This window comes from Paenibacillus aquistagni, from assembly GCF_900177815.1.
GTDB lineage: Bacteria > Bacillota > Bacilli > Paenibacillales > Paenibacillaceae > Paenibacillus_B > Paenibacillus_B aquistagni.
In genome coordinates, this window is sequence record NZ_FXAZ01000001.1 from 951,125 (window position 1) to 976,861 (window position 25,737).

23 protein-coding genes are annotated in these 25,737 nt (G+C 46.5%); 17 read left to right on the forward strand and 6 right to left on the reverse strand.

The genetic code is table 11. The features are described 5' to 3' along the window. Positions 1-175: 175 nt before the first annotated feature. From B9Y93_RS04360 to B9Y93_RS04420, 13 genes are all read left to right on the forward strand, one after another. Positions 176-841 carry a cupin domain-containing protein gene (locus B9Y93_RS04360; protein ID WP_085493963.1) on the forward strand — a complete coding sequence of 222 codons (666 nt, stop codon included), beginning with the start codon at positions 176-178 and terminating at the stop codon, positions 839-841. Positions 842-1,061: 220 nt separating this feature from the next. Further along, positions 1,062-1,811: a polysaccharide deacetylase family protein gene (locus B9Y93_RS04365; protein ID WP_085493104.1), complete on the forward strand. Its 750-nt coding sequence runs from the start codon at positions 1,062-1,064 to the stop codon at positions 1,809-1,811. A 341-nt stretch (positions 1,812-2,152) separates the two neighbouring features. Beyond that, on the forward strand, positions 2,153-2,425 hold the full coding sequence (locus tag B9Y93_RS04370; RefSeq protein WP_085493105.1) for an acyl carrier protein: 273 nt from the start codon (positions 2,153-2,155) through the stop codon (positions 2,423-2,425). Continuing rightward, the gene (locus tag B9Y93_RS04375) at positions 2,418-3,791 is read left to right on the forward strand and encodes an ATP-grasp domain-containing protein (RefSeq protein WP_085493106.1); all 1,374 of its coding nucleotides are present in this window, start codon (positions 2,418-2,420) and stop codon (positions 3,789-3,791) included. Before B9Y93_RS04370 ends, B9Y93_RS04375 begins: the two co-directional genes overlap by 8 nt. Positions 3,792-3,842: 51 nt before the next feature. Next, positions 3,843-4,949, forward strand: a complete 1,107-nt coding sequence (locus B9Y93_RS04380; protein ID WP_085493107.1) for a hypothetical protein — start codon at positions 3,843-3,845, stop codon at positions 4,947-4,949. Further along, positions 4,922-6,094, forward strand: coding sequence for a radical SAM protein (locus tag B9Y93_RS04385; RefSeq protein ID WP_085493108.1), 1,173 nt, complete (start codon positions 4,922-4,924; stop codon positions 6,092-6,094). The genes B9Y93_RS04380 and B9Y93_RS04385 overlap by 28 nt, the downstream gene beginning before the upstream one ends. Before the next feature lie 30 nt (positions 6,095-6,124). Further along, complete coding sequence (locus B9Y93_RS04390) at positions 6,125-7,180, forward strand: ABC transporter ATP-binding protein (protein WP_085493109.1); 1,056 nt, start codon at positions 6,125-6,127, stop codon at positions 7,178-7,180. Further along, on the forward strand, positions 7,128-8,024 hold the full coding sequence (locus B9Y93_RS04395; RefSeq protein ID WP_085493110.1) for an ABC transporter permease: 897 nt from the start codon (positions 7,128-7,130) through the stop codon (positions 8,022-8,024). Before B9Y93_RS04390 ends, B9Y93_RS04395 begins: the two co-directional genes overlap by 53 nt. Positions 8,025-8,033: 9 nt before the next feature. After that, on the forward strand, positions 8,034-8,831 hold the full coding sequence (locus B9Y93_RS04400) for an ABC transporter permease (RefSeq protein WP_085493964.1): 798 nt from the start codon (positions 8,034-8,036) through the stop codon (positions 8,829-8,831). A gap of 21 nt (positions 8,832-8,852) precedes the next feature. Beyond that, positions 8,853-9,812 (forward strand): hypothetical protein, encoded by a 960-nt coding sequence (locus B9Y93_RS04405; protein WP_085493111.1) that lies wholly within the window; start codon positions 8,853-8,855, stop codon positions 9,810-9,812. 174 nt (positions 9,813-9,986) lie between these two features. After that, complete coding sequence (locus B9Y93_RS04410; RefSeq protein WP_085493112.1) at positions 9,987-11,576, forward strand: acetate--CoA ligase; 1,590 nt, start codon at positions 9,987-9,989, stop codon at positions 11,574-11,576. Between the two features lie 527 nt (positions 11,577-12,103). Next, on the forward strand, positions 12,104-13,084 hold the full coding sequence (locus tag B9Y93_RS04415; RefSeq protein WP_176228837.1) for a phosphotransferase family protein: 981 nt from the start codon (positions 12,104-12,106) through the stop codon (positions 13,082-13,084). Next, complete coding sequence (locus B9Y93_RS04420; RefSeq protein WP_085493114.1) at positions 13,081-13,545, forward strand: 2-thiouracil desulfurase family protein; 465 nt, start codon at positions 13,081-13,083, stop codon at positions 13,543-13,545. Before B9Y93_RS04415 ends, B9Y93_RS04420 begins: the two co-directional genes overlap by 4 nt. Before the next feature lie 253 nt (positions 13,546-13,798). Here B9Y93_RS04420 and B9Y93_RS04425 read toward each other — a convergent pair whose 3' ends face one another. From B9Y93_RS04425 to B9Y93_RS04435, 3 genes are read right to left on the reverse strand one after another with little or no spacing between them, the layout of a single operon-like run. Beyond that, complete coding sequence (locus tag B9Y93_RS04425; protein WP_085493115.1) at positions 13,799-14,578, reverse strand: ABC transporter permease; 780 nt, start codon at positions 14,576-14,578, stop codon at positions 13,799-13,801. Positions 14,579-14,583: 5 nt separating this feature from the next. Then, on the reverse strand, positions 14,584-15,387 hold the full coding sequence (locus B9Y93_RS04430) for an ABC transporter permease (RefSeq protein WP_085493116.1): 804 nt from the start codon (positions 15,385-15,387) through the stop codon (positions 14,584-14,586). Continuing rightward, positions 15,384-16,361 (reverse strand): ABC transporter ATP-binding protein, encoded by a 978-nt coding sequence (locus tag B9Y93_RS04435; protein ID WP_085493117.1) that lies wholly within the window; start codon positions 16,359-16,361, stop codon positions 15,384-15,386. Before B9Y93_RS04435 ends, B9Y93_RS04430 begins: the two co-directional genes overlap by 4 nt. 185 nt (positions 16,362-16,546) lie before the next feature. Between B9Y93_RS04435 and B9Y93_RS04440 the strand changes: the two genes are divergently transcribed. Continuing rightward, positions 16,547-18,103 carry an ABC-F family ATP-binding cassette domain-containing protein gene (locus B9Y93_RS04440; protein ID WP_085493118.1) on the forward strand — a complete coding sequence of 519 codons (1,557 nt, stop codon included), beginning with the start codon at positions 16,547-16,549 and terminating at the stop codon, positions 18,101-18,103. 77 nt (positions 18,104-18,180) lie between these two features. Here B9Y93_RS04440 and B9Y93_RS04445 read toward each other — a convergent pair whose 3' ends face one another. Genes B9Y93_RS04445 through B9Y93_RS04455 form a run of 3 tightly spaced genes read right to left on the reverse strand, consistent with a single transcriptional unit; the run spans position 18,181 to position 21,881 of the window. After that, positions 18,181-19,299: a GerAB/ArcD/ProY family transporter gene (locus B9Y93_RS04445; protein ID WP_176228838.1), complete on the reverse strand. Its 1,119-nt coding sequence runs from the start codon at positions 19,297-19,299 to the stop codon at positions 18,181-18,183. Positions 19,300-19,306: 7 nt separating this feature from the next. Beyond that, on the reverse strand, positions 19,307-20,395 hold the full coding sequence (locus tag B9Y93_RS04450) for a Ger(x)C family spore germination protein (protein ID WP_176228839.1): 1,089 nt from the start codon (positions 20,393-20,395) through the stop codon (positions 19,307-19,309). Beyond that, on the reverse strand, positions 20,385-21,881 hold the full coding sequence (locus B9Y93_RS04455; RefSeq protein WP_085493121.1) for a spore germination protein: 1,497 nt from the start codon (positions 21,879-21,881) through the stop codon (positions 20,385-20,387). The genes B9Y93_RS04450 and B9Y93_RS04455 overlap by 11 nt, the downstream gene beginning before the upstream one ends. Positions 21,882-22,083: 202 nt before the next feature. Here B9Y93_RS04455 and B9Y93_RS04460 point away from each other — a divergent pair, with 202 nt between their 5' ends. From B9Y93_RS04460 to B9Y93_RS04470, 3 genes are read left to right on the forward strand one after another with little or no spacing between them, the layout of a single operon-like run. Continuing rightward, complete coding sequence (locus tag B9Y93_RS04460; protein ID WP_085493122.1) at positions 22,084-23,433, forward strand: spore germination protein; 1,350 nt, start codon at positions 22,084-22,086, stop codon at positions 23,431-23,433. Beyond that, on the forward strand, positions 23,430-24,527 hold the full coding sequence (locus B9Y93_RS04465) for a hypothetical protein (RefSeq protein ID WP_085493123.1): 1,098 nt from the start codon (positions 23,430-23,432) through the stop codon (positions 24,525-24,527). The genes B9Y93_RS04460 and B9Y93_RS04465 overlap by 4 nt, the downstream gene beginning before the upstream one ends. Beyond that, a complete protein-coding gene (locus B9Y93_RS04470; RefSeq protein WP_085493124.1) occupies positions 24,524-25,609 on the forward strand; it encodes a Ger(x)C family spore germination protein in 1,086 nt (361 codons plus the stop codon). Before B9Y93_RS04465 ends, B9Y93_RS04470 begins: the two co-directional genes overlap by 4 nt. Positions 25,610-25,737: the final 128 nt, after the last annotated feature.

A 25,737-nucleotide genomic window follows, 5' to 3' on the forward strand; every position in this document is an offset into this window, starting at 1 on the left:
GTCATAACGGACCTTACGTGTTTTTGTCATTTTCAAGTGTGCTTGCCTTCTCATGCTCGAATCAGATTGCAACAAGCAGAAATAGGCACACATCATGTAGGCGAGTACATATGATGTTGTATGAAAATCAACATTTAATGATAAAGGCAGGGAACCCGCTGTGACCATATCGTATATGAACTATGCTTCGCCTGACGTCAAGTTTGCTTATGATGTAAATAAGTCTTTATTTTTTAAGAAAGATGCTCAGAACTACATTAATGTACTGGGTGTGGGTCAATTGAACACACTCGGCAACAGCTCTATTCTTGATATTTACTTAAGCAAAGGAAACACGGTAGAGCCGCACATTCACCAGAATGCCAATGAATTGGTATATTGCATTCAGGGCGAGGTGGCCGTAAGCTTAATAAATCCATTCACGAATGAGCTGTTGAATTATACGATAAAGCCCGGTCAAGTCGTAAATATTCCTCAAAGCTGGTGGCATTATGAGACAGCCGCTGCCGATCAAACACATCTGATCGCGATCTTTGATGCGCCAACGCCTGAAGTGATCTTTGGCTCGGACATACTGCGCTTAACGCCTCCTGAGGTGCTGGCTCATTCCTATTGCCTTGATGTGAACAAGGTTAAAGAAACGCTTGCTCCGATCAAGGATACTGTAATCATTGGTCCTCCTAACAACTGCAGCCAGCAGCAACAGCGTAATGAACACTTGAATGGGGCATATCATCAAGATCCGACAGTGAATCCATATCAGGCGCAATACCAGCAGCCGACGTATTGTCCCTATCATCAGCAGTATCATCCCGCTCAGAATCAAAGAGGATTCTTCTAACGGATTGTTGGATTATTGGGCTGCATGCAGATTTTGGAGCACTTCAGAAGCAATAATGGGGTGCTCTTTTTGCCGCGTAAATTAAGGCTTCCGTTCAAGCGCAGTACGAAGTCACATTAGACACAACATAGGAGGATCTGCATGATAACCTAGGAAAATGCCATACTAACGGTTATCCCCATGGTAAGGGATGGATTACGATGAAGGAGCAGTGAGCAGTATGAAGAGGAATGTTTTGCGCCTATGTCTATGCTCGTTATGCATCGTCTTGCTTAGTGGATTTGCCGCACCGGTTCGAAAAGATCGCATGTATTATGAGCGAAGAGGAGAGATCGTCTGGGAAGTGCCGATGGACCACAAGATGATCGCCTTTACTTTTGACGATGGGCCTAATCCAAAGACAACGAATCTGATTCTTGATTTGCTTAAGGAGTACGATGCCAAGGCTACCTTTTTTGTAGTTGGCAAAAGGGTGGATCGATATCCTGAAGTGGTTGAACGTGAGGTTAAGGAAGGGCATGAAGTTGCTAATCATACATACAACCATGTATATTTTAGTCAAAATGTAAGCTCCGCTTTAATGGAAAAGGAAATCATGGATGCGCAGAAGCAAATCAGCAAAATAACAGGCGAAACCTCGGCATGGCTTCGGCCGCCTGGCGGATACTACAATGATCGTCTGATCCATGTCGCTCAGAATCATGGCTTTAAGGTTGTCTTATGGTCGTGGCACCAAGATACCAAGGATTGGAGAAAGCCGGGCGTTTCATTTATCGTCAACAAGGTATTGAAAAATGCCAGAAATGGCGACATTGTGCTCATGCATGATCATGTATCGAATTCAATGCAAACGGTTGAAGCTCTAAAGTTGATCCTGCCAGAGCTAAAAAAACGTGGATTTCAGTTTGTCACGATATCAGAGCTCATTAATGAAAAGCGAAAAGAAGTGTTTGGACATCCCAAAAAATAGTAAATATCCCATTCAGGACCTTATCGCTTTGGTAAGGTTCTTTTGTTGGATTTACGGTAAATTCTATTAAGAAGTACGCCAAGAAGATCGTGAAATAAAGAATCTAAAGGCGGTCAATATCCAATTTTCATAGGACTTTAATATTACAATTTAGGACTATTTTCCCTCTTCCAATTCATGGTTTCGTGTTATGATGACGTTGAAAAGAGAGATTGATGAAAGGAGGATTGTAGGAGACCAACCTATACTGAACCCGCGTATTGCCCCCCATGTTTGACCACAGCTGAGCTTTAGAGACAAAGAAGATGATCCCCACTTTTATCTTTGACAGGAGGACTAAAATGAAGCCACTACAACAATTATCCACGATTATTGCCGAAGTAAAGGAACAAACCGATTGGACGGACAAGCTAACGATGCAAACGAATCTCATCGATGAGGTTGGACTTGATTCTCTGCAGCTCATTCAGCTCATGCTCAAGGTCGAAGAGCAATTTGAGATTCAGATGGATTTTGAACGATTCGATTATGACCATATGCTGTCCGTTGAGGCCTTTCTATCGTTCTTAGCATCGCTTGGTGCTCGCTTTACTGAGGTCGAGGAGCATGTCTGAGCTTCTTATTGCCTCTGAAGAGACCGATTCCGATCTGGATTCTCCCTCGCTCGTTCTTGGCAACTTTAATGCTGAGGCATTTTGGAGACCCGCTGATCTGGCTCAATTGCCATCATTGCCGAGCCGCTATGAGCATTCTGTTGCGGGCGCGATGGATGAATTGCTCTTTATACTATGCCAAGGGAAAGGTGCCGTGTTGACAGCTTTGTCGATGAACAAGACACAGCATCGCTACTTGCACGAGCTTGGCTTTGATTTTATGAATCTATCGGTTCAGGAGCATTTGTCACAGAATAAAAGTGCTGATCTGGATCTTTTCCATACCCTTGCTGAGCCATCATCAGCTGCCTTATGCGAACCTTTGCTAGCGCGTCTCCCTCTGCTGCCATATGCGATTTTGCCCTCAACAGATGCGTTTGCAGCACAATATGGAGCTGCTGAGAAACTGCCTCATTCCTCGATTGTAGCGAAGGTGAACTCCAAAATCTACTCACATGATTTAGCTAAAGAGCTAGGTGGTTTTGCACCTGGCGAAGCCGTATTTTCCGCACAGACGCTGCTTGAAGCAGGCGCACACTACCTTCAAGGGCAGGATAGAATCGTCATTAAGGACCCTTATGGAGTGTCTGGAAAAGGCAACCTGGTTGTCGACTCCATACAGATGCTTAATAGAATCGCACAGTATGTAGAGCGGCAGCAGCATAGCGGCAAGCACGTTCAATTTCTGATTGAACCTTGGCTTTGCAAAGCCAATGATTTCTCCTGCCAGCTGTATGTAGATGACATAGGCATGATCAGCATAGACAGCATTCAATTCATGGACAATCGTGGCCAGAATTATGGTGGATCCTATGAGGCAGAGCCTGTAATGACTGCGATGCTAGAGCAGAATGGCTACTTGGATACGATGAAGGAAGTCGCAAGAGCTTTATATAAGGAAGGTTACTATGGCCCTATTTGCGTAGATTCCATGCTGCTGGAGGATCAGACTCTCGTTCCTATCGTGGAGATCAATGCGAGACATTCGATGGGCTGTCTGAATGACCGCTTGAACCGCAGATTGAAGCAGTATGGACAGCAGGCGATGCTGCTTCCGCTGGAGCTTAGAATCCCAGAATGGGGCAAAGAAGAGAATGCCTATGAACGTCTCCTCGAACAGCTTCATGCTTCAGGACTTCTCTTCGGTACTGCATCAGAGGGCGGCATTCTTCCACTATCCGCCAATACACTTCTAGATCCACGTGGAATCCATTCTCAGGGACGATGGTATGTTGCGATTGTGACGTCTTCCCCTCTTGAGCGTGAACGATGGAGACAGAAGCTTCTTGCTCAACTGGCTTCGATCGGATTTGTATCCCATATATGATGCTTCGTTATTAGCTCAAGCTGATGCATAAGGTGATGAGGAGGTGCGGCTATGCCGGATACAATGATCACGGTTCTGACCTCTGGCAATTCTCTAGGCGCTTATGTACCAGGCGTTCGCTTAAGTCAGATACTTGAGCAGCAGGGAGTGGCTTGCTCTGTAGAAGTGCTGGAAACATTATTTCCAGATGAAGTTCGCATGAACATGGTTAAGACAAAAGCTTTGTTTCACCAGAGCTTTCAAGCGGCGCTTATGGGACATCGTTTAGCCAAGGATATTGGACCTGTTTTTGACCCCGTGAGGGAGTGCGAACTGCTTCAACGTTGGGTAAAGGAACACCGAACGCGCTTCGTTGCGATTACAGGCTTCTGGATCCCTGTATTAGAGAAATATTCATGCCTAATCAGCGATCCAATCGATGTCCAATTTGTAAGGCTTGACGCGGTGGATACCCCGTCTTACTTGGCTTACCAAGATCGATATGGCAAGTACAGCCATCAATGGCTGTTCCAAAAAGAAGATGAGCAGTATAAGCTCCACATGAGATTGAAAATGCTTGATAGCCCCATCATTGCTTGGCATGAACGAGACAACAGAATTGTGGTGCACGGCGGAGGCTGGGGGATTGGAACCTACCAGCAGACGATTCAGCCTCTTCAAGCACATTATAAGCTGGACTTAGTCGCATACACACCCCATGAACAATCCCATGCAAGATCTCAAGATACTCTATATTGGCTGGAAGCGGAGTGGCACCCTTGGACGAATCCATTACGCAGCGAGCGGACCACATTTCCCCCCATGAGCCACAATAGACACTCTACTCTTGAACAAGATTCCTCACTCACGATTCCAACTATTTCTCAAGCTGCCGCAAGCAGCATAGCCATTGTCAGCAAGCCAGGAGGAGGGACTCTCATTGATTCCTTATCTGGCGCAACGCCGCTCATCTACCTCGAACCCTTTGGCGAGCATGAGCGCCACAATGCGGCGTGCTGGCGTGCGCTGGGCTTCGCCCTTTCCTACGAGGAATGGCGGCAATCAGGCTTTGATCCATCCATTCTTGAAGAGCTTCATCTAAACCTAATGGAGCACATCAATCTCATTCCGAATTACGGGGAGGATTACGCATGCAACCTAAAAGCAATGCAACGCTGACACCTGTTGAATTCCGCTCACTAAAACATACCCTTCGCAATATGACTGTAGGCAGTCGCGGGCGCAAGGAGAAGGCCAACTTCGCTTTTGACATTCCTGCCGATATTGGCATTAAGATCAACAATGGATGCAATCTGCGCTGCAAGCATTGCTTCGAATGGAATACAGACGGCTACCATCATGAATTCGATAAGCAGGAAGCTCGCAATGAGATTGACTTCGATATGCTGGAGCGCATCTTTGAGGAGACAAGACCACAGCAGTCCCGGATGTTCCTATGGGGCGGAGAACCGCTTATGTACAGCAAGTTCGATGAGCTGTGCGAGCTTCTGCAGCGAGATCCTAGAATATCTACAATCTGCACGAATGCGGTCTTGATTGAGAAGAAGCTGGACTCCATCTTGAAGCTGCCAGAAGGTGTCACCTTGCTAGTGAGTCTTGAAGGATTCGAGGAAGAAAATGATGCAATCCGCGGCAAAGGCACCTATCAAAAGGTAATGCGAGCGGTGGATCGCTTATTGGCTCTTAAAGCAGAGGGAATATTCCGAGGGGAAGTATCGGTAAGCATTACGATTAATGATGCCATGGTACCGAAGCTCTATGACTTTATGGCAACCTTTGAGGAGATCGGGGTAAATACGGTGTACTTTGTGTTTCCTTGGTATATCCCTGAGGATGTTGCGAATCGGATGGATGGATTTTTCCAGCAGCACTATGCTTGGCTTGAAGCCGCGCATCTGCCGCAGAAGAAGAGCTGGCATTCCTTTACCTATCATCTCTCTCCAGAGAGTTTGGAGCCTCTATTAGCAGAGATGGATCGAATGAGAGACCGGACGTGGTCCAATCGAATTCGATTCCAGCCTGCCTTGGAGCCGGATGAGATTCGCGATTTTGTATTGGGGACAGAGGACCCCGGCATGAAACGCACAGAATGCCTTGCATTATCGACTCGCATGGACATTCTGCCTAACGGCAAGGTCAATCCTTGCAAGTTCTTTCCCGAGTTCTCCTTGGGTGATCTAAGCAAGAGCACCTTATCGGAGGTCTTCCATGGACCTGAATATGAGAAGCAGCGCGAGGTGCTTGCCTGCGGGCTCATGCCTGTCTGCTCCAAATGCGTGCTTCTCTACAATAATGGAGCGTAACGGCAGCCGTCTTCTGAGGGGGAATACAGATTGAGCATAATTGAAGTGAACAACTTGTCGAAGACCTTTACCTATTATGAAAAAAAAGCAGGACTCCGCCATTCGTGGCGGCATTTGTTCCATCGTGAAGAGCTTGAACGCCATGCGGTATCGCAGATCTCCTTTAACATTGAGCAAGGAGAAGCGGTTGCCTTCATCGGTCCCAATGGAGCGGGGAAGACAACGACGCTTAAGATGCTTACCGGCATTCTTCATCCAACAAGCGGACATGCGAGTGTGCTCGGATATACCCCTTGGGAGCGTGCCAAGGCGTTCAAGCGCAACTTCGCGATTGTGATGGGGCAGAAGAGTCAATTATGGTGGGACCTTCCTGCGAATGAATCCATTTACCTAAATAAATGCATCTATGATATTGAGGACCGCATCTATCAAGATACGCTGGATGAATTGGCAGAGATGCTTGATGTTACGCGTCTGCTGGGCGTTCAGGTGCGTCGTCTATCACTAGGTGAGCGAATGAAGATGGAGATCATTGCCGCATTAATTCATCAGCCCAAGCTGTTGTTCTTAGACGAGCCGACCTTGGGGCTGGATTATGCTTCGCAGAAGAAGGTTCGTCAATTCTTAAGGAGTTACAACGAGCAGAAGCAAGCGACGATTATCTTAACGAGCCATTACATGAAGGACATTCAAGACGTATGCAGCCGCGCTATTGTTATTGCGGGCGGCAAGATTGCCTTCGATGGCCGCATTGATGCGATGAAGAAGGCGTTTGGCGACTATAAGCGGGTGAAGGTGCGCTTCTATGAGCCGTGGAAGGAAGAAGAAGTGTACCAATGGCTGGGGGCTCATGCTGTCGTGCATGCTCATCATGGAGATACGCTCGACTTGCAAGTGGAGCATGAAGCCATTAAGACGGTGTCAAGACGCTTGATTGAGCATTCAGGAGTAGAGGATTGGAGCATTGAAGAAGAGCCAATCGAGGAAAGCATCGAGCGCATTTATGTTCAACAATCCAAGGAAAGGGGATTGAATGTTGGACAAGAACAATCAAGAGCCGCAGAGCTCCAATCCCTTGAAGCATGAGCAGAACAGCAGAGGAAAGCGAAGCATGCGAGCCGTGCTGACTGGCAATAAATACGTCACCGCTTTCACGCTCGGCATGCAGTCCTCGATGGAATATCGGCTTCAATTTTTCATTGGATTGTTCAATCTGGTCTTTCCGATCGGCCTGCAATGCTTAATCTGGACGGCCGTATACGCGTCACAGGATCATCAATCGCTTTACGGATACGACTATGGCCAAATGATGCTGTACACGGTCCTTGCCGGCATTGTAGCGAAGCTGGTGATGACCCATTTGGAGCATACGATTGCTGAAGACATCAAGAGCGGAGGACTAAATACGTATCTGGTTCGGCCTGTAAGCTACTTCGGCTATCGCTTGAGTGCCTATATGGGAAGCCGTGTCGTGTCAGATACGATTCTCATCATCGTTATGTCTGTCGTAATCGGGATTGCGATGGCCTTTCATATTGGGGAGATGTCGCTTAACCGAGTGGCAGTAGCCATTATTACACTTGTGCTTGCATCCGCCGTCCAGTTTCTCCTCACCTATACCATATGCGCACTAGCCTTTACCCTTCAGGAGATCTCGTATTTCTTTGTCATTACAACCTTGATCGTACAGATCTTAAGCGGGGGCATGGTACCGCTTGAGGTGTTTGGCGAAGCTGCGAATCAATGGTTTAACCTGCTGCCCTTCAAGTATACAATCTACTTTCCTGTCAACGTACTGAATGGTAGGCTGGCTATGAACGAGGCTTTTCAGGGAATGCTGATTCAGCTTGTCTGGTTTGTCCTGCTTATTGGTGCGTCAAGAATGGCATGGAAGCTTGGTCTCAAGCGATATGTCGGAATAGGCGGGTGATAAGTGAAGATGAGAAGCCTAGGATACTACTTCAAGCTCTACGGAGTCTTTGTCAAAAACTGTGTAGCCGCAAGCATGGAATACCGCTTCAACTTCTGGATGGGCATCGGAGTGGAAATTGCTTTTTTATGTGCAAAAGCGTTGTACATCCTTATCGTATATCAAACCAATCTGCATATCGGAGAACTAACGCCTGACCATATTCTGCTCTTTATTGGCACTTATACGATGATGACCGGTTTGTACATGGGGTTGTTTTACGTTAATTTTGTTCGCATCTCCCAATACGTTCAAGGCGGAACCTTGGATTTGTTGATTACGAAGCCTGTATCGCTGCAGTTTCTTGTTTCCTTGCGCTACATCGATATCGGCCTGCCGATTCCAAATATTTTAGCAGGCGCGATCATGGTCGGGGTAGGCTGGCATCGCGCTCAACTTCCTCTGAACTGGAATCTGCTTGGCTATATCGGGTTTATCGGAATTGCGCTAATGATCACATATTGTTTGATGCTGCTGCCTGCTTTGCTCTCCTTTCGTTATGTACAGACAGGGGCTGTGACGGAGATGGCGCATTCGATCTGGGATGCGAATAATATGCCGCTTGATATTTTTCCAATGTGGCTGCAGCGAATCGGCGTATACGTCATCCCCGTCTTTCTAATCAGCAATTATGGTCCTAAGTTCGTCATGGGGATGCTGAATCTATGGGATATTCTCTGGGCGCTGCTGGTCCCTGTTATCTTATTTATCCTTGTTCGCAAATGCTGGTCCTTAGCTGTGCGGAAGTACAGTAGTGCGGGCAGTTGATTCAGGAAGGGAGGCTGCTTCATGTTTGATAAGAAGCTTGACTACGAGATGAGTGTGCTGGACTGCCGCCAAATTCAGATTTCCCATACACTGCAGCAATGGAAGCTGCCGGCTGAATTGCTGTACTACAATGTCTGTGTAAGTACTGACGTCATGTTTGAGCATTTGTTTGAAAAGCAGCTTAAAACGTGGATGTTCGATGCCGCTTGCTATAAAGTATCGGAGTTGGCTCTCCTTGATGTAAGGTATGAGGAGCTTCCCTATACAGGCTATCAAGACATCGCTCCTGCGCTTAAGCTGACAGCAGGCGGACATTCGTCAGCTTTTTTATGGGTGGTATGCGGCCAAGTTCCTTATGTGAAGCCAACGGATTTCGCTGATCTTACTGCACTGCATTCCTTATGGGTTCAAGATTGGCATGCCGGCATGCATGCTGAACATCCAAGCGGCTATTATATCAAGGACTTGTATCCTGTCTATGATGGTCTCATAACAGAGGAGGAGATGAGGATACTATGCGACCATCCGATCGAGCTGCCAGAAGCTAAGGAACTGCTGCTGCTTCATCGGCCAACGGGCACAGTGTCGGAGCAGCAGAAGAACATCATTGCCGAGCGTCATGCGTCCTGGATGAGTGACTATCGGGATGAACGGGTCATGTATCATACCATTCTTGACTATGTAGATGGCAGAAGAACTTCTCCATTTGAGTCTCTTGCTGAGCTGTATGATTGCTGCGCGCATGCGTTCAAATTTGTCGCGGGCTCACGACATTTGTATTCCTTCTATCTGGAGCACACCGGGCAGGATGCAAGCAGTATCAGTATGCTGCGCGAGCTTGCCAAGAAGGCGCGCACCCTAAAGAATACCTTTTTCTTGGCTTCGCACAATGAGAAGCTCAATATCGACATGGTGAAGCGTGTTTGCACGGAGATGCTGGAGTTGGAGCGAAGCTGGTGCAGATGGCCGCAGCAGGCATAAGCCCTAGCAATGTGCAAGTTTGTCTATCATGATGCTTTGTTAGATAGCCCGTGAGATACATCATGTTCACCGTGTGATATAATTATAGCTTAGAACCTAGTACTAGTACTTCATCATAGTGTTGATGTACGGGGATGGTTAGGTTTCTAGGCTGTAAGTTAAGGAGACGGTAAAATGGACTATCGAGATTGGATCGCACCTGAAGATTATAATATGACCATGGAAATAGAGCGTCATGATCCAGAGAGGCTGGCTCTTCTCTATTTGGATGAAGCCGGACACAAGGAACAGATTAAATATGGCGAACTGATGGACGAAGTGAATCGGCTTGCCGCTGTGCTTCTTCGGCTAGGACTTATGAAGGGGGATCGTGTGCTCGTCATGATCCCGCGCAGAATTATATCGTATGTCATCTATCTGGCTTGCCTGAAGCTTGGCTTGGCAGTCATTCCTTCCTCGCAAATGCTGAGAGCCAAGGACCTGTCCTATCGGATTCGTCATGCTGAAGCGAAGGCGATCATTGCATGGCCAGAAGGGATAGAAGAAGTTGATGCCATTGAAGAGGATATGCCTTCCCTTATGCATCGGCTGACGTTGGCGCAGCCGGTCAGCAGCAAATCTGCCTGGCTGAACATGATAGAACTTATGGAGCATGAGCAGTCTTTAGTATCGGCACCTCAACCAACGCATCGTGATGATATGGCCATTCTAGCCTATACCTCAGGTACTACCGGACAGCCGAAGGGCGTGATGCACCGTCATGGATGGGGTTATGCGCATCTTAAGATCACTTCTTCCTGGCTGGACATTCAAGAAGGGGATCTAGTCTGGGCAACAGCTGCCCCTGGTTGGCAAAAATGGATCTGGAGTCCGTTCTTGTCTGTGCTCGGTAGAGGAGCAACGGGATTCATCTACGATGGAGCCTTCAAACCCAAGAAGTATCTGGAGTTGATTCAGCAGTACCGCATTCAGGTCATGTGCTGCACGCCTACGGAATATCGTCTAATGGCAAAGACCTCAGGCATTGAGCATTATGATCTGTCGTCTTTACGTAGTGCCGTATCTGCTGGAGAGCCGCTTAACCAAGAAGTGATCCAGACCTTCAACAAGCATTTTGGCATTGTCATTCGTGATGGATATGGGCAGACCGAAAGCACACTGCTGATCGGGAACCTAACCGATTCCAAGCTTAAGATTGGCTCTATGGGCAAGTCCATCTATCCTGGTCTTGTTGAAGTGATTAATGAGAACGGACAGGTGCTGCCTGCAGGAGAGGTCGGAGATATAGCCGTTCATGCCTCGATGCCGGCTCTCTTTGAATCGTATTACAAGGCTCCAGAACGCAAGGCGGCAGCTGTTCATGGCGAATACTTCATTACAGGAGATCGGGCTTATAAGGATGAGGAGGGCTACTTCTGGTTCGAAGGCAGAGGGGATGATATTATCATCAGTTCTGGGTATACAATCGGACCATTTGAGGTCGAAGAAGCCTTGATGAAGCATCCTTCGGTTAAGGAATGCGCGGCGGTCGCTAGTCCGGATGAGACAAGAGGGCATGTTGTGAAGGCCTTTATCGTGCTTAAGGACGGCGAGAGCGGCTCGGAGGAGCTGGTTCGAGCTTTGCAGGATCACGTCAAGCACTGTACAGCTCCATATAAATATCCGCGTCGTATTGAGTTTATAGAAGATCTGCCAAAGACAAGCTCAGGAAAAATTCGCAGAGTTGTGCTTCGGGATCTTGAAAAGCAGCGGGTTGAACTATAGAAGCTCAGCTAATGCATATCAGGAGTTTGCACAAGAATCTCATTTAGCTATAATGAAGCCAAAGTTCAAAGCGAATGTTGAATCCATTCCTTTTTATGGCTCAGGATCATGAAGAGAATAGAAGACAAGAGCGATCGGAAGGATGATCAAACACTGGAGCGGTCAACTTAGAGCGTATCAAGTGCTGATTTCTGTTCGGAGCTCTACTTAATGGTCTTCACCTGCGAAAAGAATATAGTCGGTTCACGAGTTTACGTTTATTCAAGACGTCTTTGCTCTATCGAGCGAGGACGTCTTTTTTATGAATCGCCGAGCAACTCTTATGCCTCATCGAATAATGAAGTATACCAGCGAGCGGAAGCATTGAGAACACAAGCTTATGCGACATTTTGAAGTAAAGAGAGCAATAAAGGGGCTGAATGAGTGACATCACAAGCATTCCTTATATGGAAAAGGAAAGTCGCCTTAAAGGTTATCCATGTTACAATAGGTGCAGCAAAGATGATGATACGACAAGGAGTCTAATCATGAACCAGACATCAAACATTTACAAGGAACTCCTGCATGAGGAGGTCGAGGCAGTCGTTCGGAGCGCACATCTCGCTGCTAGTGAGGACAGCTGGACGTATTCGCTGCTAAGCGGGGGATTGTTTAATACAACCTATCTGTTGAAGATAAAGGATGATAAGCAGTATGTACTGCGGGTAGCACCTATTAAGCCAGAACTGCTTATGGACTTCGAGAAGACGATGATGGCGGCAGAGCCTTATATCTATTCGCTGTTGGAATCGAAGCAGATTCCTGTTCCTCGCGTCATCAAGATGGATGACAGCAAGAGCGTAATCCCTCGTTCCTACATCTTGATGGAACGAGTGGAAGGTGTGCCGTTGAACCACGACAGCATTCCTGAAGGAGCAAGAGAGAAGCTCTTGGCGCAGCTTGGCGGCTATATCAAGATCATGCACACCATTCAGCATGCGAAGTTCGGTTGGCCGACTGCAGATGGAGATGTGCGAGGAGATGAGCTCTGGTCGAAGGTCCTGTATGGACTTGTCGAAGAAATGACAGCGCGCTTGCGTAACCATCAGTTAGTGGGAGAGCAAGAACTCATACAGATTGAACGGGTGTACGATTCCTTGAGGGATGCGTATGATGAAGTGCGTCAGCCAAGTCTTGTGCACAATGATCTTTGGGACCCTAATATTCTGGCTGCTCAAGTAAATGGAGAGTGGAAGATTACAGCGATTATTGATGTCGACCGAGCGATGTTTGCCGATCCTGAATATGAGTACGTGCTGTGGGGACAAGGGGAAGCAATCATGCAAGGCTATGGGCACTCACTTGAAGGGACTCCACAAGCGGTCTTGCGAAGAAAGAGCTATCATCTGATGCTGTGCATCATGAATACCTATGTATTTGCGGTGGAATATGACGATCAGGCGGCCTTCGAACAATCGAAGCAAGAGATAACAGCATGCCTGCAAACATTGAAAGGTGCGATAACATGATTGTAGTCAGTTCATGCTTGGCAGGGTTAGAAGTAAGGTATAATGCAACCCATCGCTTGAATGACAAGCTGAAGCAATTGGTAGACGAAAAGAAGGCGGTAACCGTATGCCCAGAAGTGCTCGGCGGACTTCCTACACCGCGTGAACCTGCAGAGATTGTAGGTGGCGATGGTGCAGCCGTGCTCGATGGCCGCGCCAGAATCTTAGATCGCAAGGGTGCGGATGTCACAGCAGCCTATATCGAAGGTGCCGAGAAGGCGCTTGATGTCGTACGCAAACTCGATGCTTCGCTTGTTGTCTTAAAAGAAAACAGTCCATCCTGCGGCAGCAGCATGATTTATAATGGCGAATTCAGCGGCGTTCGTTTCGCAGGCGACGGCGTCACCTCCGCACTATTGAAGCGCCATGGCTATGAAGTAATTTCGGAAGATGATTTTATGAAGCGGCTTGAGGAGCTGTAACGTATATAGAAGAGAAGGATCTCATCATCTTACGGATCTCATCATCATTGTGTGCAGCTTGGGTCTTTTTTCAATCGCTATAAATCAGCTCACAACAGAATGCCTGCAACAAAGGGGCCTAGAAGTCAATTATGATTTCTAAGCCCCGCTTTTATTGTTCTTCTATCCGTTTATACAATAGATGGTTATAAGATTGTCATAGTGATAGTGTGATATCGATATCAGGTCCCCGAATGTTATTGCTTAAGCTCCGTTACGATCCTGTAGAGCGATAATGGCGTACCCCATAGCGCCATATCCCGATGCTTGGAATCAAAAGCAGCACACTGACGAGCGGCAAGAGCGCATACCAAGACTGAGCTTCCTTGTGATCCACAAGCACCATAAGCGGTAAATAATTGACGCAGGCGAAGGGCACCACAAATGTAAAGAAGCGCCTAATGCGCTGGTGATAGATGCTTAGTGGATATTGGGTCATCTCTCGACCGCCATCCGTAAGCACATTCACAATCTCGATGCCTTGAATGGTCCAAAAGCTTAAGGTGGCCGCCATCATAAAGATGCTTAAGTAGATCAAGACACCGCCGGCTATCATGAACCCAAGCGTCATTAGCTTAATAGTCGTCCAAGGCGTTGGCATCTGCATCATGGCCCATGCTAACAGTCCGACGCTGAAGGCGAATTTGCCCAGCCGTGTAAATTCGAACTTGGAGCCGAGCACTTGAAGCACTGTGCTGCGCGGACGAAGCAGAAGTCGATCGAATTCGCCATCGCGTACCAGGCTTGGAAACGTATCAAAGCCTCTGGCGAATATCTCAGTCATGGAAAAGGCGATGTGAGTCACAGCAAAGCATAGCGCCACCTCATGAAAGGTCCAGCCCTTAATCTGCCCGAAACGTTCAAACAAAAAGTACATAGCGGCCAAGGAGGTCAATGGCGTTAAGCATTGTCCAATCGTAAGCATGATGAAGGAAGCACGGTATTGAAGCTGGGACTTCAGCAATATGATCATATATCGAAAGTACAAACTCATCTCATTTACCCTCCTTGAACTACAACTTTGCGCAGAATTCTCTTCATGAGCCAAGCGCCAAGAAGCACCAGCACAGACAGCCAGATAAGCTGCATGCCAATGCCTTGAATCGCCTCCATCTTCGGAATGTGGCCTGTAAAGATTCGAAGTGGGAAATCAACCGTGTAATGAAACGGCAGCATATATACAATACGCTGCATCCATTCAGGCATAAGCGGAACAGGGATAATAAACCCTGCCAAGAACTCCGAGAAGACCGCAAACAGCAGAATCGATCCAGATGGATTCATCGTGACAAAGACCGAGATGTAGATCAGCATCGAGATGGCAACGACCATGAAGGTACCTACCATTAAGGCAATGAAGAACAGCAACAATGAAGCAGCATCCGCGGGCGGTGTTAATCCATATGGTGCGGGCAGGAACAAGACAATAATCAGAATCGGCAGACATCGCAGGGCAGCACTGGCTAGACGCTGGCCCAGCAGCTTCGCATACCAGAAATCATAGGTGCGGCAGGGACGGCATAGTTCATAGGCGATGTTGCCTGAGGTAATCAGCTGAAACAGCTCATTGTCTCTTATCCATAACATCATAAGAGAAAGGAAGGCCTGTTTGAGCCAAGAATAGGTAATGACTTGCTCCAAGGTCATTCCAGGGTCCTTCGGTCCAAAAGCGTAGAAGGCTTCGAATACCATAATAAATATAAAGCCAAAGAAAAGCTGTGTTGCCAAACCAGCAAGCGCTGCTGCGCGATATTGCAGCCCAAGCTGGAACCGGAGTCTAAGTATTGCCCATGAGGACCTCATAGCTGATACTCCTTATACATCTGAACAATAATATCTTCGATCGGCTGTGCTTGAATGGTTACATCCATAAGTTGAACCTGATTGGCCAGCTGCGAGATCACATCAGACACATTGGTCAGCTCTGTGTCTACACTGAGGATCGCTCGATTAGCGGTAGTGGATAAGATGGACACTTCAGGGAGGTGTAGCGGCTGATCATAGTCCTGATATTCAGCGGTAATGGTCCTTCGTGTGCCAAACTTGCCTCTTAGCCCTTGTATATTGCCATCGTATAGAAGGGTACCCTTCCCGATCAACAGAATACGCTCTGCCAATGCCTCTATATCATTCATATCATGCGTGGTTAAAATAATCGTGATGCCGCGCTCTTTGTTGATTCTCTGGATGAACTGGCGAACCGCGATCTTAGAGACAGCATCAAGCCCGATGGTCGGTTCATCCAAAAATAAAATGTCAGGACTGTGGAGGAGCGACGCTCCGATCTCACAGCGCATCCGCTGTCCAAGGCTTAGCTGACGAACTGGCGTATGTATGATCTCTGATAGATCCAACGTCTCAATCAACAACTCCAAGGTCGCCTTGTAGGAATGTTCAGGTATCTTGTAAATATCACGCAGCAGCTCATAGGAGTCCATAACCGGAACGTCCCACCATAACTGAGTGCGTTGTCCAAATACAACGCCGATGTTCTTCACGTAGAGAGTACGATCCTCCCACGGCGTATAGCCCATAATGCTGCAAGTTCCATGATCGGGTACAAGAATTCCGCTCATGATCTTAATGGTGGTGGACTTGCCTGCACCATTAGGGCCGATGTAGCCCACAATCTCTCCTGCTGGAATGGTAAATGAAATATCCTTGATTGCTTCTACTGTGGTGTACTCGCGATGAAACACCGACTTGACGGCATGCCACAGGCCTGATGGGCGCTTTGCCACCAGGAACGATTTGCTTATTCCGTTGACTTCGATCAAGTGATAACCCTCCTTTATAATGAAATGTATACTGTCAAAAAAGAGACAGGGAGAATATGGTATCACTTTATATGGTTCAGTGTCAATATTCTTTTTTTAAGTAAAAAGAATCGGACACATTGAGTTCCACGTCATCTTCCGATTATAATAGGACAAGTACAAATCTAACGGAAAAGGTGTCATGAATGAGCATTTTAAATGTAGAACGTTTAAGTCATGGATTTGGTGACCGTGCAATCTTCAGTGATGTATCCTTCCGCCTGCTAAAAGGCGAGCATATTGGACTCATCGGGGCGAATGGCGAAGGCAAATCCACCTTTATGAATATCATTACAGGAAAGCTCCAGCCTGATGATGGCAAGGTTGAATGGTCGAAGCGGGTGCGTGTCGGTTATCTGGACCAGCATGCAGTTCTGTCCAAAGGGCAGACGATTCAGGATGTGCTGCGCAGCGCCTTTCAATATCTGTTTGATCTTGAGCAGGAAATGAATGATATGTATGGCAAGATGGGCGAAGTGGGTCCTGAGGAGCTTGAGCAGCTGCTTGAGGAGGTAGGCACGATTCAAGATACGCTTACGAATCAAGACTTTTATCTCATTGATGCGAAGATTCAAGAGACTGCTCGCGGACTTGGGATAACGGATATTGGGCTTGACCGCGACGTTACGGATTTGAGCGGCGGACAGCGGACCAAGATTCTGCTTGCGAAGCTGCTCTTGGAGAAGCCGGATATTCTGCTCTTGGACGAGCCGACAAACTATTTGGATGAAGTGCATATTGAATGGCTCAAGCGTTATTTGCAAGAGTACGAGAATGCATTTATCCTGATCTCCCACGATATTCCATTCCTTAATAGCGTTATTAACCTGATTTACCATATGGAAAATCAACAGCTCACACGCTACGTCGGGGACTATGATCAGTTCCAGCAGGTGTACGAGATGAAGAAGCAGCAATTGGAGTCAGCGTACAAGCGTCAGCAGCAGGAGATTGCGGAGCTGAAGGACTTCGTTGCCCGCAACAAGGCAAGCGTTGCGACACGCAACATGGCGATGTCAAGACAGAAGAAGCTTGATAAGATGGATGTCATTGAGCTTGCGAAGGAGAAGCCGAAGCCGCAGTTCAACTTCAAGGAATCAAGAGCCTCCTCGAAGCTTGTGTTCGAGACAACGGGACTTGTCATTGGGTATGACAGCCCACTATCAAGACCGCTTGATCTTCGAATGGAACGCGGACAGAAGATCGCCTTAGTCGGCGCGAACGGCATCGGGAAGACGACCTTGCTGCGCAGCATCTTAGGCGAAATCCCAGCTCTCGAAGGAAGCGTCGAGCTTGGAGACAACCTCGATATCGGGTATTTCGAGCAAGAGATGAAAGAAGGCAACTACAAGACGTGTATCGAGGAGATCTGGGAGACATTCCCGGCCTTCACGCAATTCGAGGTACGTGCAGCGTTGGCGAAGTGCGGATTGACGACAAAGCATATTGAGAGCAAGATTCAAGTGCTTAGCGGTGGGGAAAAGGCGAAGGTTCGCCTGTGCAAGCTCATCAATCGCGAGACCAATCTGTTGGTGCTCGATGAGCCGACAAACCATTTGGATGTTGATGCTAAGGACGAATTGAAGCGCGCACTGAAGGCTTTTAAAGGCAGCATCCTCTTGATCTCACACGAACCAGAATTCTACCGCGACGTGGTTACGGATACTTGGAACTGCGAATCGTGGACAACTAAGGTGTTCTAATTGATGCACACGAGCCTGTCCTTGCTGCAATTGTGCGGCGGGGATAGGCTTTTTATATAATAGGGAGAGATCGCATGTTAACCAATGTTTGATTGACTCTTATTGTGTCTTTTCATCGTTTGCTGTCTGATCCAGCAAACGACAAACAGCAGCGGCAAATAAATGAATAGAAAAGACAATACCGTTGTATTAACCATTTGCTCAAGAAGCTCCAAATGTTTTGGAGACTGGATTGAGCTGCACAGAATAAAGACGATTCCGGTAGTGATGTACACAATGGCATGTGATTTGGCCTTATATTCCTGCATGAATATTCTTGATGATGACCACAGCGCGAGACACAATGGACCGATGATGACAATGAGCCACGTAAATACATAGATATACTCAAAGCGTTCGATCAAACGAAAACTGATCGTCTTGGATAGTTTTAGCGTTGGCCATTCGATGATACTTAGAAAGTCAACATCGAAATAGGCGACTGAGAATATAAAGATAAGCACATAGAGCAGTGTGGTATACACTATAGCAGCGATTCCGACCCGCTTGTTGTGTTTATGTATGCTGACAAATGGAGCATACACTAGGAACATCTCAATCCCTGCGAACAAGGGCAAGGACAGCTTTAGCGAGATCCAATACTCTTTTAGATTATGGTTAAACAGAGGCAGCAGTTCAGTAAGCGACGCGAATTTGAACGGATAAAAAAAGATGAGGATCAACAAGCTTGGAAACAATACTCCCCAAAAATTCATGCCCACCACAACACGAAACCCGCCTGCAACCATATACATGGCCGTCAGGAGTATGATGAGACACCATAGCCAGATCGGCGTGTAAGGAAACACCCAGATTTGAATAATGTTAACGTAGGTGCGCAAGTAAAATACAAGCACCATAATGAAATAAAGATACAATAGACTGTTCAGAACGCGTCCAATCGTCTTGCCGAAGATGGAAGTATGTAGGGACATAATATCTCCTTTGGGCGCTTGCGTCACAAGATAAAAGAACATCAGCAATAGAAGGCTGAATAGAATCCCGCATAAGAGCAAGGTCACCCACGAATCCTGCTCAGCTCCTCTCATCAGCACCATAGAGAAGTTAAGCATGCCTACGCCAGTTTGAGAGCCGTGAATCAGAAAGAAGAAGAGCAGCGGATAAATGGTTACTTTTTTGTCTAATGTATATCGCAACGTATCATCATATCCCTTCGCTATTCTTGCCTGATTGGTCCGTTTCCTGCATATCGACCTTCACTTCAATATCAACCTTCATATTTGGATATACCTGCTCATAGAACGTATCTGCATTCCAATCACGTTGATGCTGTCTGACAAAGTTGCCAAATCCGATCGGATCAAGCTTTGCCTTTTGAAACGAACGGACGAGCTTGTCCAATTGCTGCTCCAAGTTATGTTCTAGCTCTTGAATGAGCATCTGATTATCCGAGGTAAACATATTTTCAGGATAATCCTGAAAGAAGCCTTTTACTCTCACGACATATCTCACGTGGTCCTTAGCATAATACTTTTGCTTCAGTCCGCCTGACATACAATGGAAGACGATTTCTTTTTTTGCGCCTCCTTTCATAATGTCGGCAGGGTAGACGCCATAGATATGATCTCCTAGCATCAGTTTAAATAGGAAGGATTCAACGTAGTTGATCTTCATCTTCAGCTGGTCACGTTTAAAAATGCCATATCCTGAAAATGAGACTCTTTGCTGTGGACCTACGTCTATAATGGGCAGAGAGCTGTCTTGTCCTTTTGAAAAATAATTTTTTAAGTAATAATGCATATTTCCAGTTGGGAAATTCCCATTTTCCATCGTCTGCGTTAACAAATTCTCCAGATGCTCGGGATCTCTTGCTTGTATCATGGTGAAAATGTCAATCATAGGTGCTTCAGAAATCACCATATAGACGTTGCTGCTCACTTTGGGGTCAATACAGATGGTTTCAGAGAATTGATTGATCCCTTCTCTTGCAAACCTTTCACCGACGATCATAACTTTCAATTTGGCAATAGAGATAGGCCTTGAAGAAGCATCGCTCATTTTGGATAAAATGATGCGTGCTCTCTTGCCATCTGCTTCGAGCAAAAAATTGTCTCCTAGCTCAGACTTTTTATAGTCTGCGAACATGGAGATGCCATGATATCCATTGTCTGTCTTATCAAAGCCGAGCACACTAATGATTTGCACTTCATCTATGATCGTCTTATGAACACAGCTCGTTAGCAGCAGGAAGCATAGCAGCAGCAATGCCCCTCTGCGACAACTATTTTTCATGATCTGGATTCTCCTGACTCTTCGGCACATAGCGGACATCTTGAATCGGTCTAATAGTTCCGTTACGCTTCCACGTCCATCGGTAAGACGGACGGATAATGGTATCGGCCCAGTACTTGGGTCTTGTAGGGTAGAAAGGGGCTAAGTAGGGACTTCCCAGTGATTCCAGCTTCATGAGATGACCTAAGATCAAAATAAACATAATCAGAATGCCTAATCCTCCCCAGCATGCAGCAGCGAGAATGATCGGAAAGCGCAGCAGCCGCACGGTATTGGACATCTTAAAGATCGGTGTTGTAAAAGAGGTGAGTGCAGATAACGCGACTATTATGAGCAGAATATTGCTCGTCAAAGCTGCTTCAACCGCTGCCTGCCCGATCACGATACCTCCCACTACGCCAAGCGTGGAGCCGATCTTCGTAGGCAATCTTGCGCCAGCTTCCCTAAGCACCTCAATGGTGATCTCCAAAAAAATGACCTCAAGCAGCGGAGTGAAGGGGACAAATGCACGCGCGCTAATCAAGGGTCCGATCAATCCATCGGGAATAACTTCGAAATGATAGGTCATAAGCGCAACATACATCGCACTTGCAAACAGTGAGAAGACGACGCCCAGCAAGCGAATGATACGAAAAAAGGAACCGACTACCCAGGGCATATAATAGTCTTCTGGAGATATAAAAAAGTCATTAAGCGATGAAGGTCCTGTAAACACATAAGGCGATCCGTCTGCTAGAATGGCAACCTGTCCATTAATGACTGCAAACGTAACACGATCCACCCTCTCCGTCGAGAGGAACTGAGGAAAGGGGGAGTTGCCATTATCTGAGATAATCTGATCGACTAAGGAGCTGTCGAATACGACATCCAGTGAAAAGCTCTCTAATCGCTGGATAGCTGTGTTCACATATTCCGGATTGGTGATTCCTTCGAGATATAAGAGACAGACCCGTGTTTTCGACATATTGCCTATGGTGATTTCCTTAAATACAGCACGAGAATCGGTCAACTTATGGCGTATTAGTCCAATATTGGTATCGAGATTCTCGACGAACCCGATCTTCGGGCCAATGACACTGAACTCATTGTCGGTTTCGTTGCTTTGCCGATATCCACTCTTGTTGTCACGAACATTCACCATAAGCACTTTGGAACGATTCTTGAGCAGGCGAATCATAATAAATCCACCTGTGATCTTTTTTTCGATCGTTGCAAGATCAGTGGTAAGCTCCATGTCGTTGAAAGGCAGATGCCGCATAAGATCCTCTAATTGAGGATGCTTGCCTTCAACGTATTGGAAGACGGGAATGACGTATTGATTAAGCGTTTCTTGATTGACAAGGGTTCGATAATAGCTGATCTCAATCTCATCCTCCTTATGGATTGGGGAGAAGTGATGATAATCGCTTGATTTTTTAAAAAAACAGATGAGTTCGTCTAGGTTCTTCATTTTTTCAGAGATTGGCTCTATTACTTGATTGGTCATGTCCGCACCTCCCTGCTTTGTCTTATTATGGTTAAGCTCAGATCCCTTTATCCCAAAAAATAAGAACAGTACAGCTTCTCAATCGCAGCAGGTTGTTGGGCATACAGCCGCTATTCTTGAAGCTTCTGAATGAATAACTGTACCCTCATAGGGAATAATGGTGTGCTAACAACAGGAAGATTCAGACAAGGGGTAGGCGCTTGTGATAACGATAGGTGAACTCTCTCGTACTGTAAAAAAAGCGATGGATTCAAGCGACTTTAAGACGGCACGGCTTCAACATAAACATGAAGAGCTGCTCGTGTACTATTATGAATCCTTATGTGATCTAAAGGTGCTGCGTGAACGAATCTCTGCTCCGCTTGTGAAGCGATCAGAAGAGCAGACATTCACAGAGGTGCTCCAATCCGAGCTGGGGTGTGAGGAAGTGCATGATGTGTCCGAAGTCGTCGAGAAGCTTCTTCGTGGATGCATCGTTATTTATGTGAAGGATCATGTGTTTGTCCTTCAGGCTTTGAAGGTGTTGACCGATCAGGTGAGAGAGGCAACAGTGGAGGCGTCCATTGAAGGTCCTCACTACTGCTTGACGGAGAATCTGCATATGAACCTGAACCTGATACGGCAGCGATATCCTAGCAAAGATCTTACCGCCAAGGAGAAAGTATTGGGCCGTATATCCAATACAAAACTGATTCTGCTCTATCACGAAGGGCTTGTTCAAGCGGAAGTTCTCGCTCATATTGAACAGCAGCTAAGCCGTATCGATGTCGATCTTATTCAGTCGCATGGCCAATTGGAAGCTTTAATGACGAAGAAGAAATATCGGTTGTTTCCGTTAATGCTGAATACTGAGCGGCCAGACCGCATTGCATTGAATCTTGCACAGGGCAAGGTCGTGATTCTTCTAGATGGGATACCATCCGCTTTAATCGCGCCTGCGGTGTTCTATGATTTTATTTCCGCTGTTGACGACACGACTCAATCCTTCTTTGTATCACATTCTATTGTCTTGCTGCGTTATATGGCACTGCTTATTACCATTACATTGCCGGCATTGTACATTGCCATCGTATCGTACAATCCAGAGATATTCCGTGTTCAGCTTGCCGTATCCATTGCAGGCAGCCGAGCCTCCGTACCTTATCCATCCTTTGTCGAAGTGTTTATTATGATGTTTATAATCGAGACCTTGATTGAAGCGAGCATCCGGCTGCCCAAGTATATCGGACAAGCTGCAACTACAGTAGGAGGGTTGATATTAGGCCAAGCTGCACAGCAGGCAGGACTTGTCAGCAGTATTATGATCATTGTGACCTCAATGGTCGCGATTGTTAACTTTGTTATTCCGATCAATGCGATGAGCTACGCCATGAGAGTGGTGAAGTACCCATTTATTCTGCTCAGCATGTTCTTTGGCATTACAGGGATTATTGTTGCATTGTTCTGCTTCTCGATGTACTTGGCTAACATGGAGAGCTTTGGACAGCCCTATTTCAAGCTGTTTGTCGGTGAGAAATCAGCGACAGGATATAAGCATAAGGAGACCTCATGAACCACTATCGGCTTGGTCTTATCGGAATCGCGATGCTGATTACGCCTATTGTTTATCTTCCTCGTTTTTTCATAGAAGCAAGATTTACTGGAGCTATTCCTGCAATTATCCTCGCTGCGATGACAGGGTCATTAATCAGCATATGGTTTTTGCATAGCATGAAGCAATCTAGGGGGCTCACTGTGCTAGAGGTTATAAAGAAGCAGGTGCCTTCGTACCTTGGTTGGCCTCTGCATGTGTGTATGAGCATTACAGGATATGTCGGTGGAGCTCTTGTCTTGATCACGATGTCTTCTGTTACGATGCGATTCATTAATCCCACCATGGATATCCATGTGCTGCTGTTGTGCTTTCTGCTTGCAGGTGGATGGAGCGCGCTTCGTTCGTCACGGGCACTCATGTTCGGTATGGAGTATTGGATCTTGCTTTGTGTACCGCTTTTGTTCTTTTTGTGGTTTAAATCAGTCAGCAATACGATGTTCGATTGGGATGCGGTCTTAATGTTGACAGACTATGTCAAGATCACACCATCCTGGCAGTTGATTTTTGTGGGCAGCTTTATTTTCACCGGGTTTATTTCCTTTTATGTTTTTAAGGAGGCGGCTAAGTGGCAGGCCTCTATTCACGAAGCCTGGATGATTCCGCTTGCCGGCGTGATCGTATTTTGCGGCTTCTTTTTCATTCCCTTTGGCGTACATGGAACGCAGGCGGTTGAGCATTACAATTACATTTGGATGAATACGGCAGACTCTATTCAGCTGAAGCATGGCATGATTGAACGCGGCGTGTTTATCTACTTGGCCGTCTACATGATTATTTCGTTGCTCTTTATCTCCATAAGCTGGTATAGTGCTGCAGCATGGCTGATGAACGGCGTATTGGCCTCTGCAGCTTACTCCCCCAAAAAGACAAGGCGCATTCAGCAATTGGTCGTAGTGGTGATGACGGTTGTCGCATTTGCTGGTGGACATTACATGAACGAGCAGCAGTTATTTTTGTTCACCAAGTATTGGTTTTTTGCGCGCTTCATTGTGGACGTCATTCTTGTATGGATAGTTGGATCCGCAGTCAAAAGGAGCAAGCTAAGCTTATGAAGAAGCTGATGATCATCATGTTGTTTTTATTGTTAATCAATATATCGGGCTGCGGCTTTAAAGATATCGACAAGCGATTCTTGGTTGTTGCGATCGGTGTCGACAAAGGTGAGGTAAAGAAGTATAACGTTACCTTAAAGCTGATTATTCCTACCGCGCTTGTCAGTCCTGGACAATCCAAATATCAGCTTATTCATTATGAGGGAGACAGCATTTCTGAAGCGATAGAGTATTTGCGTTCAGAAATCGATAAGCAGTTGGACCTTGGTCATGCCAAAATAACCATCATCGGAGAAGCGTTGGCCCAAGATCAGATATCGAATCATTTTGATTGGTTCATACGAAGAAGAGGCATTCAGCGAATTGAATATGTGGCGCTTGGCCAGCCGAGCGCCAAAGATATTTTATCGCTCAGCCAGCAGTCTGAGCGCTTAGCCGGCAATTCACTTATTTTAAGCTTTGGTCATGAAGGAACAGAGTCCTCGTTTATTGTAACGGAGTACTTATATGACTTCTATGAGAGGCTGCTGGAAAAGGGAAAAGATCCGTTTATGCCGGTTATTCGCGTGAGAGGCGATACGTACGAAATTAACAAGGCGGCTCTATTTGATAAAGAACAAGTTAAATTAATGCTAGATCCCAATGATACGCGGATGTTCAAGGCATTGTTGATGAAAAAAAGTAATTTTGAAGTTCGTGTCAAGGAAGATCCGCTTGAATATACGTTGTCTGTGCAGCATTTGCGGTATCATTTTAAGATTGTTACGCCTTCCAATGGCGACCCCTATCTTCAGCTGGATATGAAGGTGAAGGGCATAGCGGAGGAGTCGGACACCATCCAATTCCATGAGAGCTGGAACGAGATTGAGCGCGCAGCGGAGCAGTCGCTGGAACGATCAATCAAGCAGCTTCTAGAGAAAATGAGCGCTCAACAGCTGGATCCCTTGGGCTTTGGATTACGCTATATGGCAACGCGGCATGATGGAGAAAAGGAATGGGAGGACTGGCAATCCATTTATCCGAAGCTGCAATTTCGTGTGAATGTGAAAGTAACACTGGAGGGGACAGGCGAAATTAATTAGGGCTGCTGATAGCAGATTCAACCTAGATATACATGCATAAAATGCTGTTTATGCGGCATATCCTGAGCTGTTCAACTGTGAAGACACGGAGGCAAGTTCATCCGTGTCTTTTTGCATGCGGCTGCAAA

Coding starts and splice junctions, on each gene's coding strand:
- B9Y93_RS04385 (WP_085493108.1), top strand. CDS start 4,922: ATGCAACCTAAAAGCAATGCAACGCTGACACCTGTTGAATTCCGCTCA.
- B9Y93_RS04450 (WP_176228839.1), bottom strand. CDS start 20,395: ATGAAAAATAGTTGTCGCAGAGGGGCATTGCTGCTGCTATGCTTCCTG.
- B9Y93_RS04395 (WP_085493110.1), top strand. CDS start 7,128: ATGTTGGACAAGAACAATCAAGAGCCGCAGAGCTCCAATCCCTTGAAG.
- B9Y93_RS04405 (WP_085493111.1), top strand. CDS start 8,853: ATGTTTGATAAGAAGCTTGACTACGAGATGAGTGTGCTGGACTGCCGC.
- B9Y93_RS04360 (WP_085493963.1), top strand. CDS start 176: ATGAACTATGCTTCGCCTGACGTCAAGTTTGCTTATGATGTAAATAAG.
- B9Y93_RS04365 (WP_085493104.1), top strand. CDS start 1,062: ATGAAGAGGAATGTTTTGCGCCTATGTCTATGCTCGTTATGCATCGTC.
- B9Y93_RS04370 (WP_085493105.1), top strand. CDS start 2,153: ATGAAGCCACTACAACAATTATCCACGATTATTGCCGAAGTAAAGGAA.
- B9Y93_RS04455 (WP_085493121.1), bottom strand. CDS start 21,881: ATGACCAATCAAGTAATAGAGCCAATCTCTGAAAAAATGAAGAACCTA.
- B9Y93_RS04425 (WP_085493115.1), bottom strand. CDS start 14,578: ATGAGTTTGTACTTTCGATATATGATCATATTGCTGAAGTCCCAGCTT.
- B9Y93_RS04420 (WP_085493114.1), top strand. CDS start 13,081: ATGATTGTAGTCAGTTCATGCTTGGCAGGGTTAGAAGTAAGGTATAAT.
- B9Y93_RS04415 (WP_176228837.1), top strand. CDS start 12,104: ATGAACCAGACATCAAACATTTACAAGGAACTCCTGCATGAGGAGGTC.
- B9Y93_RS04440 (WP_085493118.1), top strand. CDS start 16,547: ATGAGCATTTTAAATGTAGAACGTTTAAGTCATGGATTTGGTGACCGT.
- B9Y93_RS04400 (WP_085493964.1), top strand. CDS start 8,034: ATGAGAAGCCTAGGATACTACTTCAAGCTCTACGGAGTCTTTGTCAAA.
- B9Y93_RS04380 (WP_085493107.1), top strand. CDS start 3,843: ATGCCGGATACAATGATCACGGTTCTGACCTCTGGCAATTCTCTAGGC.
- B9Y93_RS04410 (WP_085493112.1), top strand. CDS start 9,987: ATGGACTATCGAGATTGGATCGCACCTGAAGATTATAATATGACCATG.
- B9Y93_RS04375 (WP_085493106.1), top strand. CDS start 2,418: ATGTCTGAGCTTCTTATTGCCTCTGAAGAGACCGATTCCGATCTGGAT.
- B9Y93_RS04430 (WP_085493116.1), bottom strand. CDS start 15,387: ATGAGGTCCTCATGGGCAATACTTAGACTCCGGTTCCAGCTTGGGCTG.
- B9Y93_RS04470 (WP_085493124.1), top strand. CDS start 24,524: ATGAAGAAGCTGATGATCATCATGTTGTTTTTATTGTTAATCAATATA.
- B9Y93_RS04465 (WP_085493123.1), top strand. CDS start 23,430: ATGAACCACTATCGGCTTGGTCTTATCGGAATCGCGATGCTGATTACG.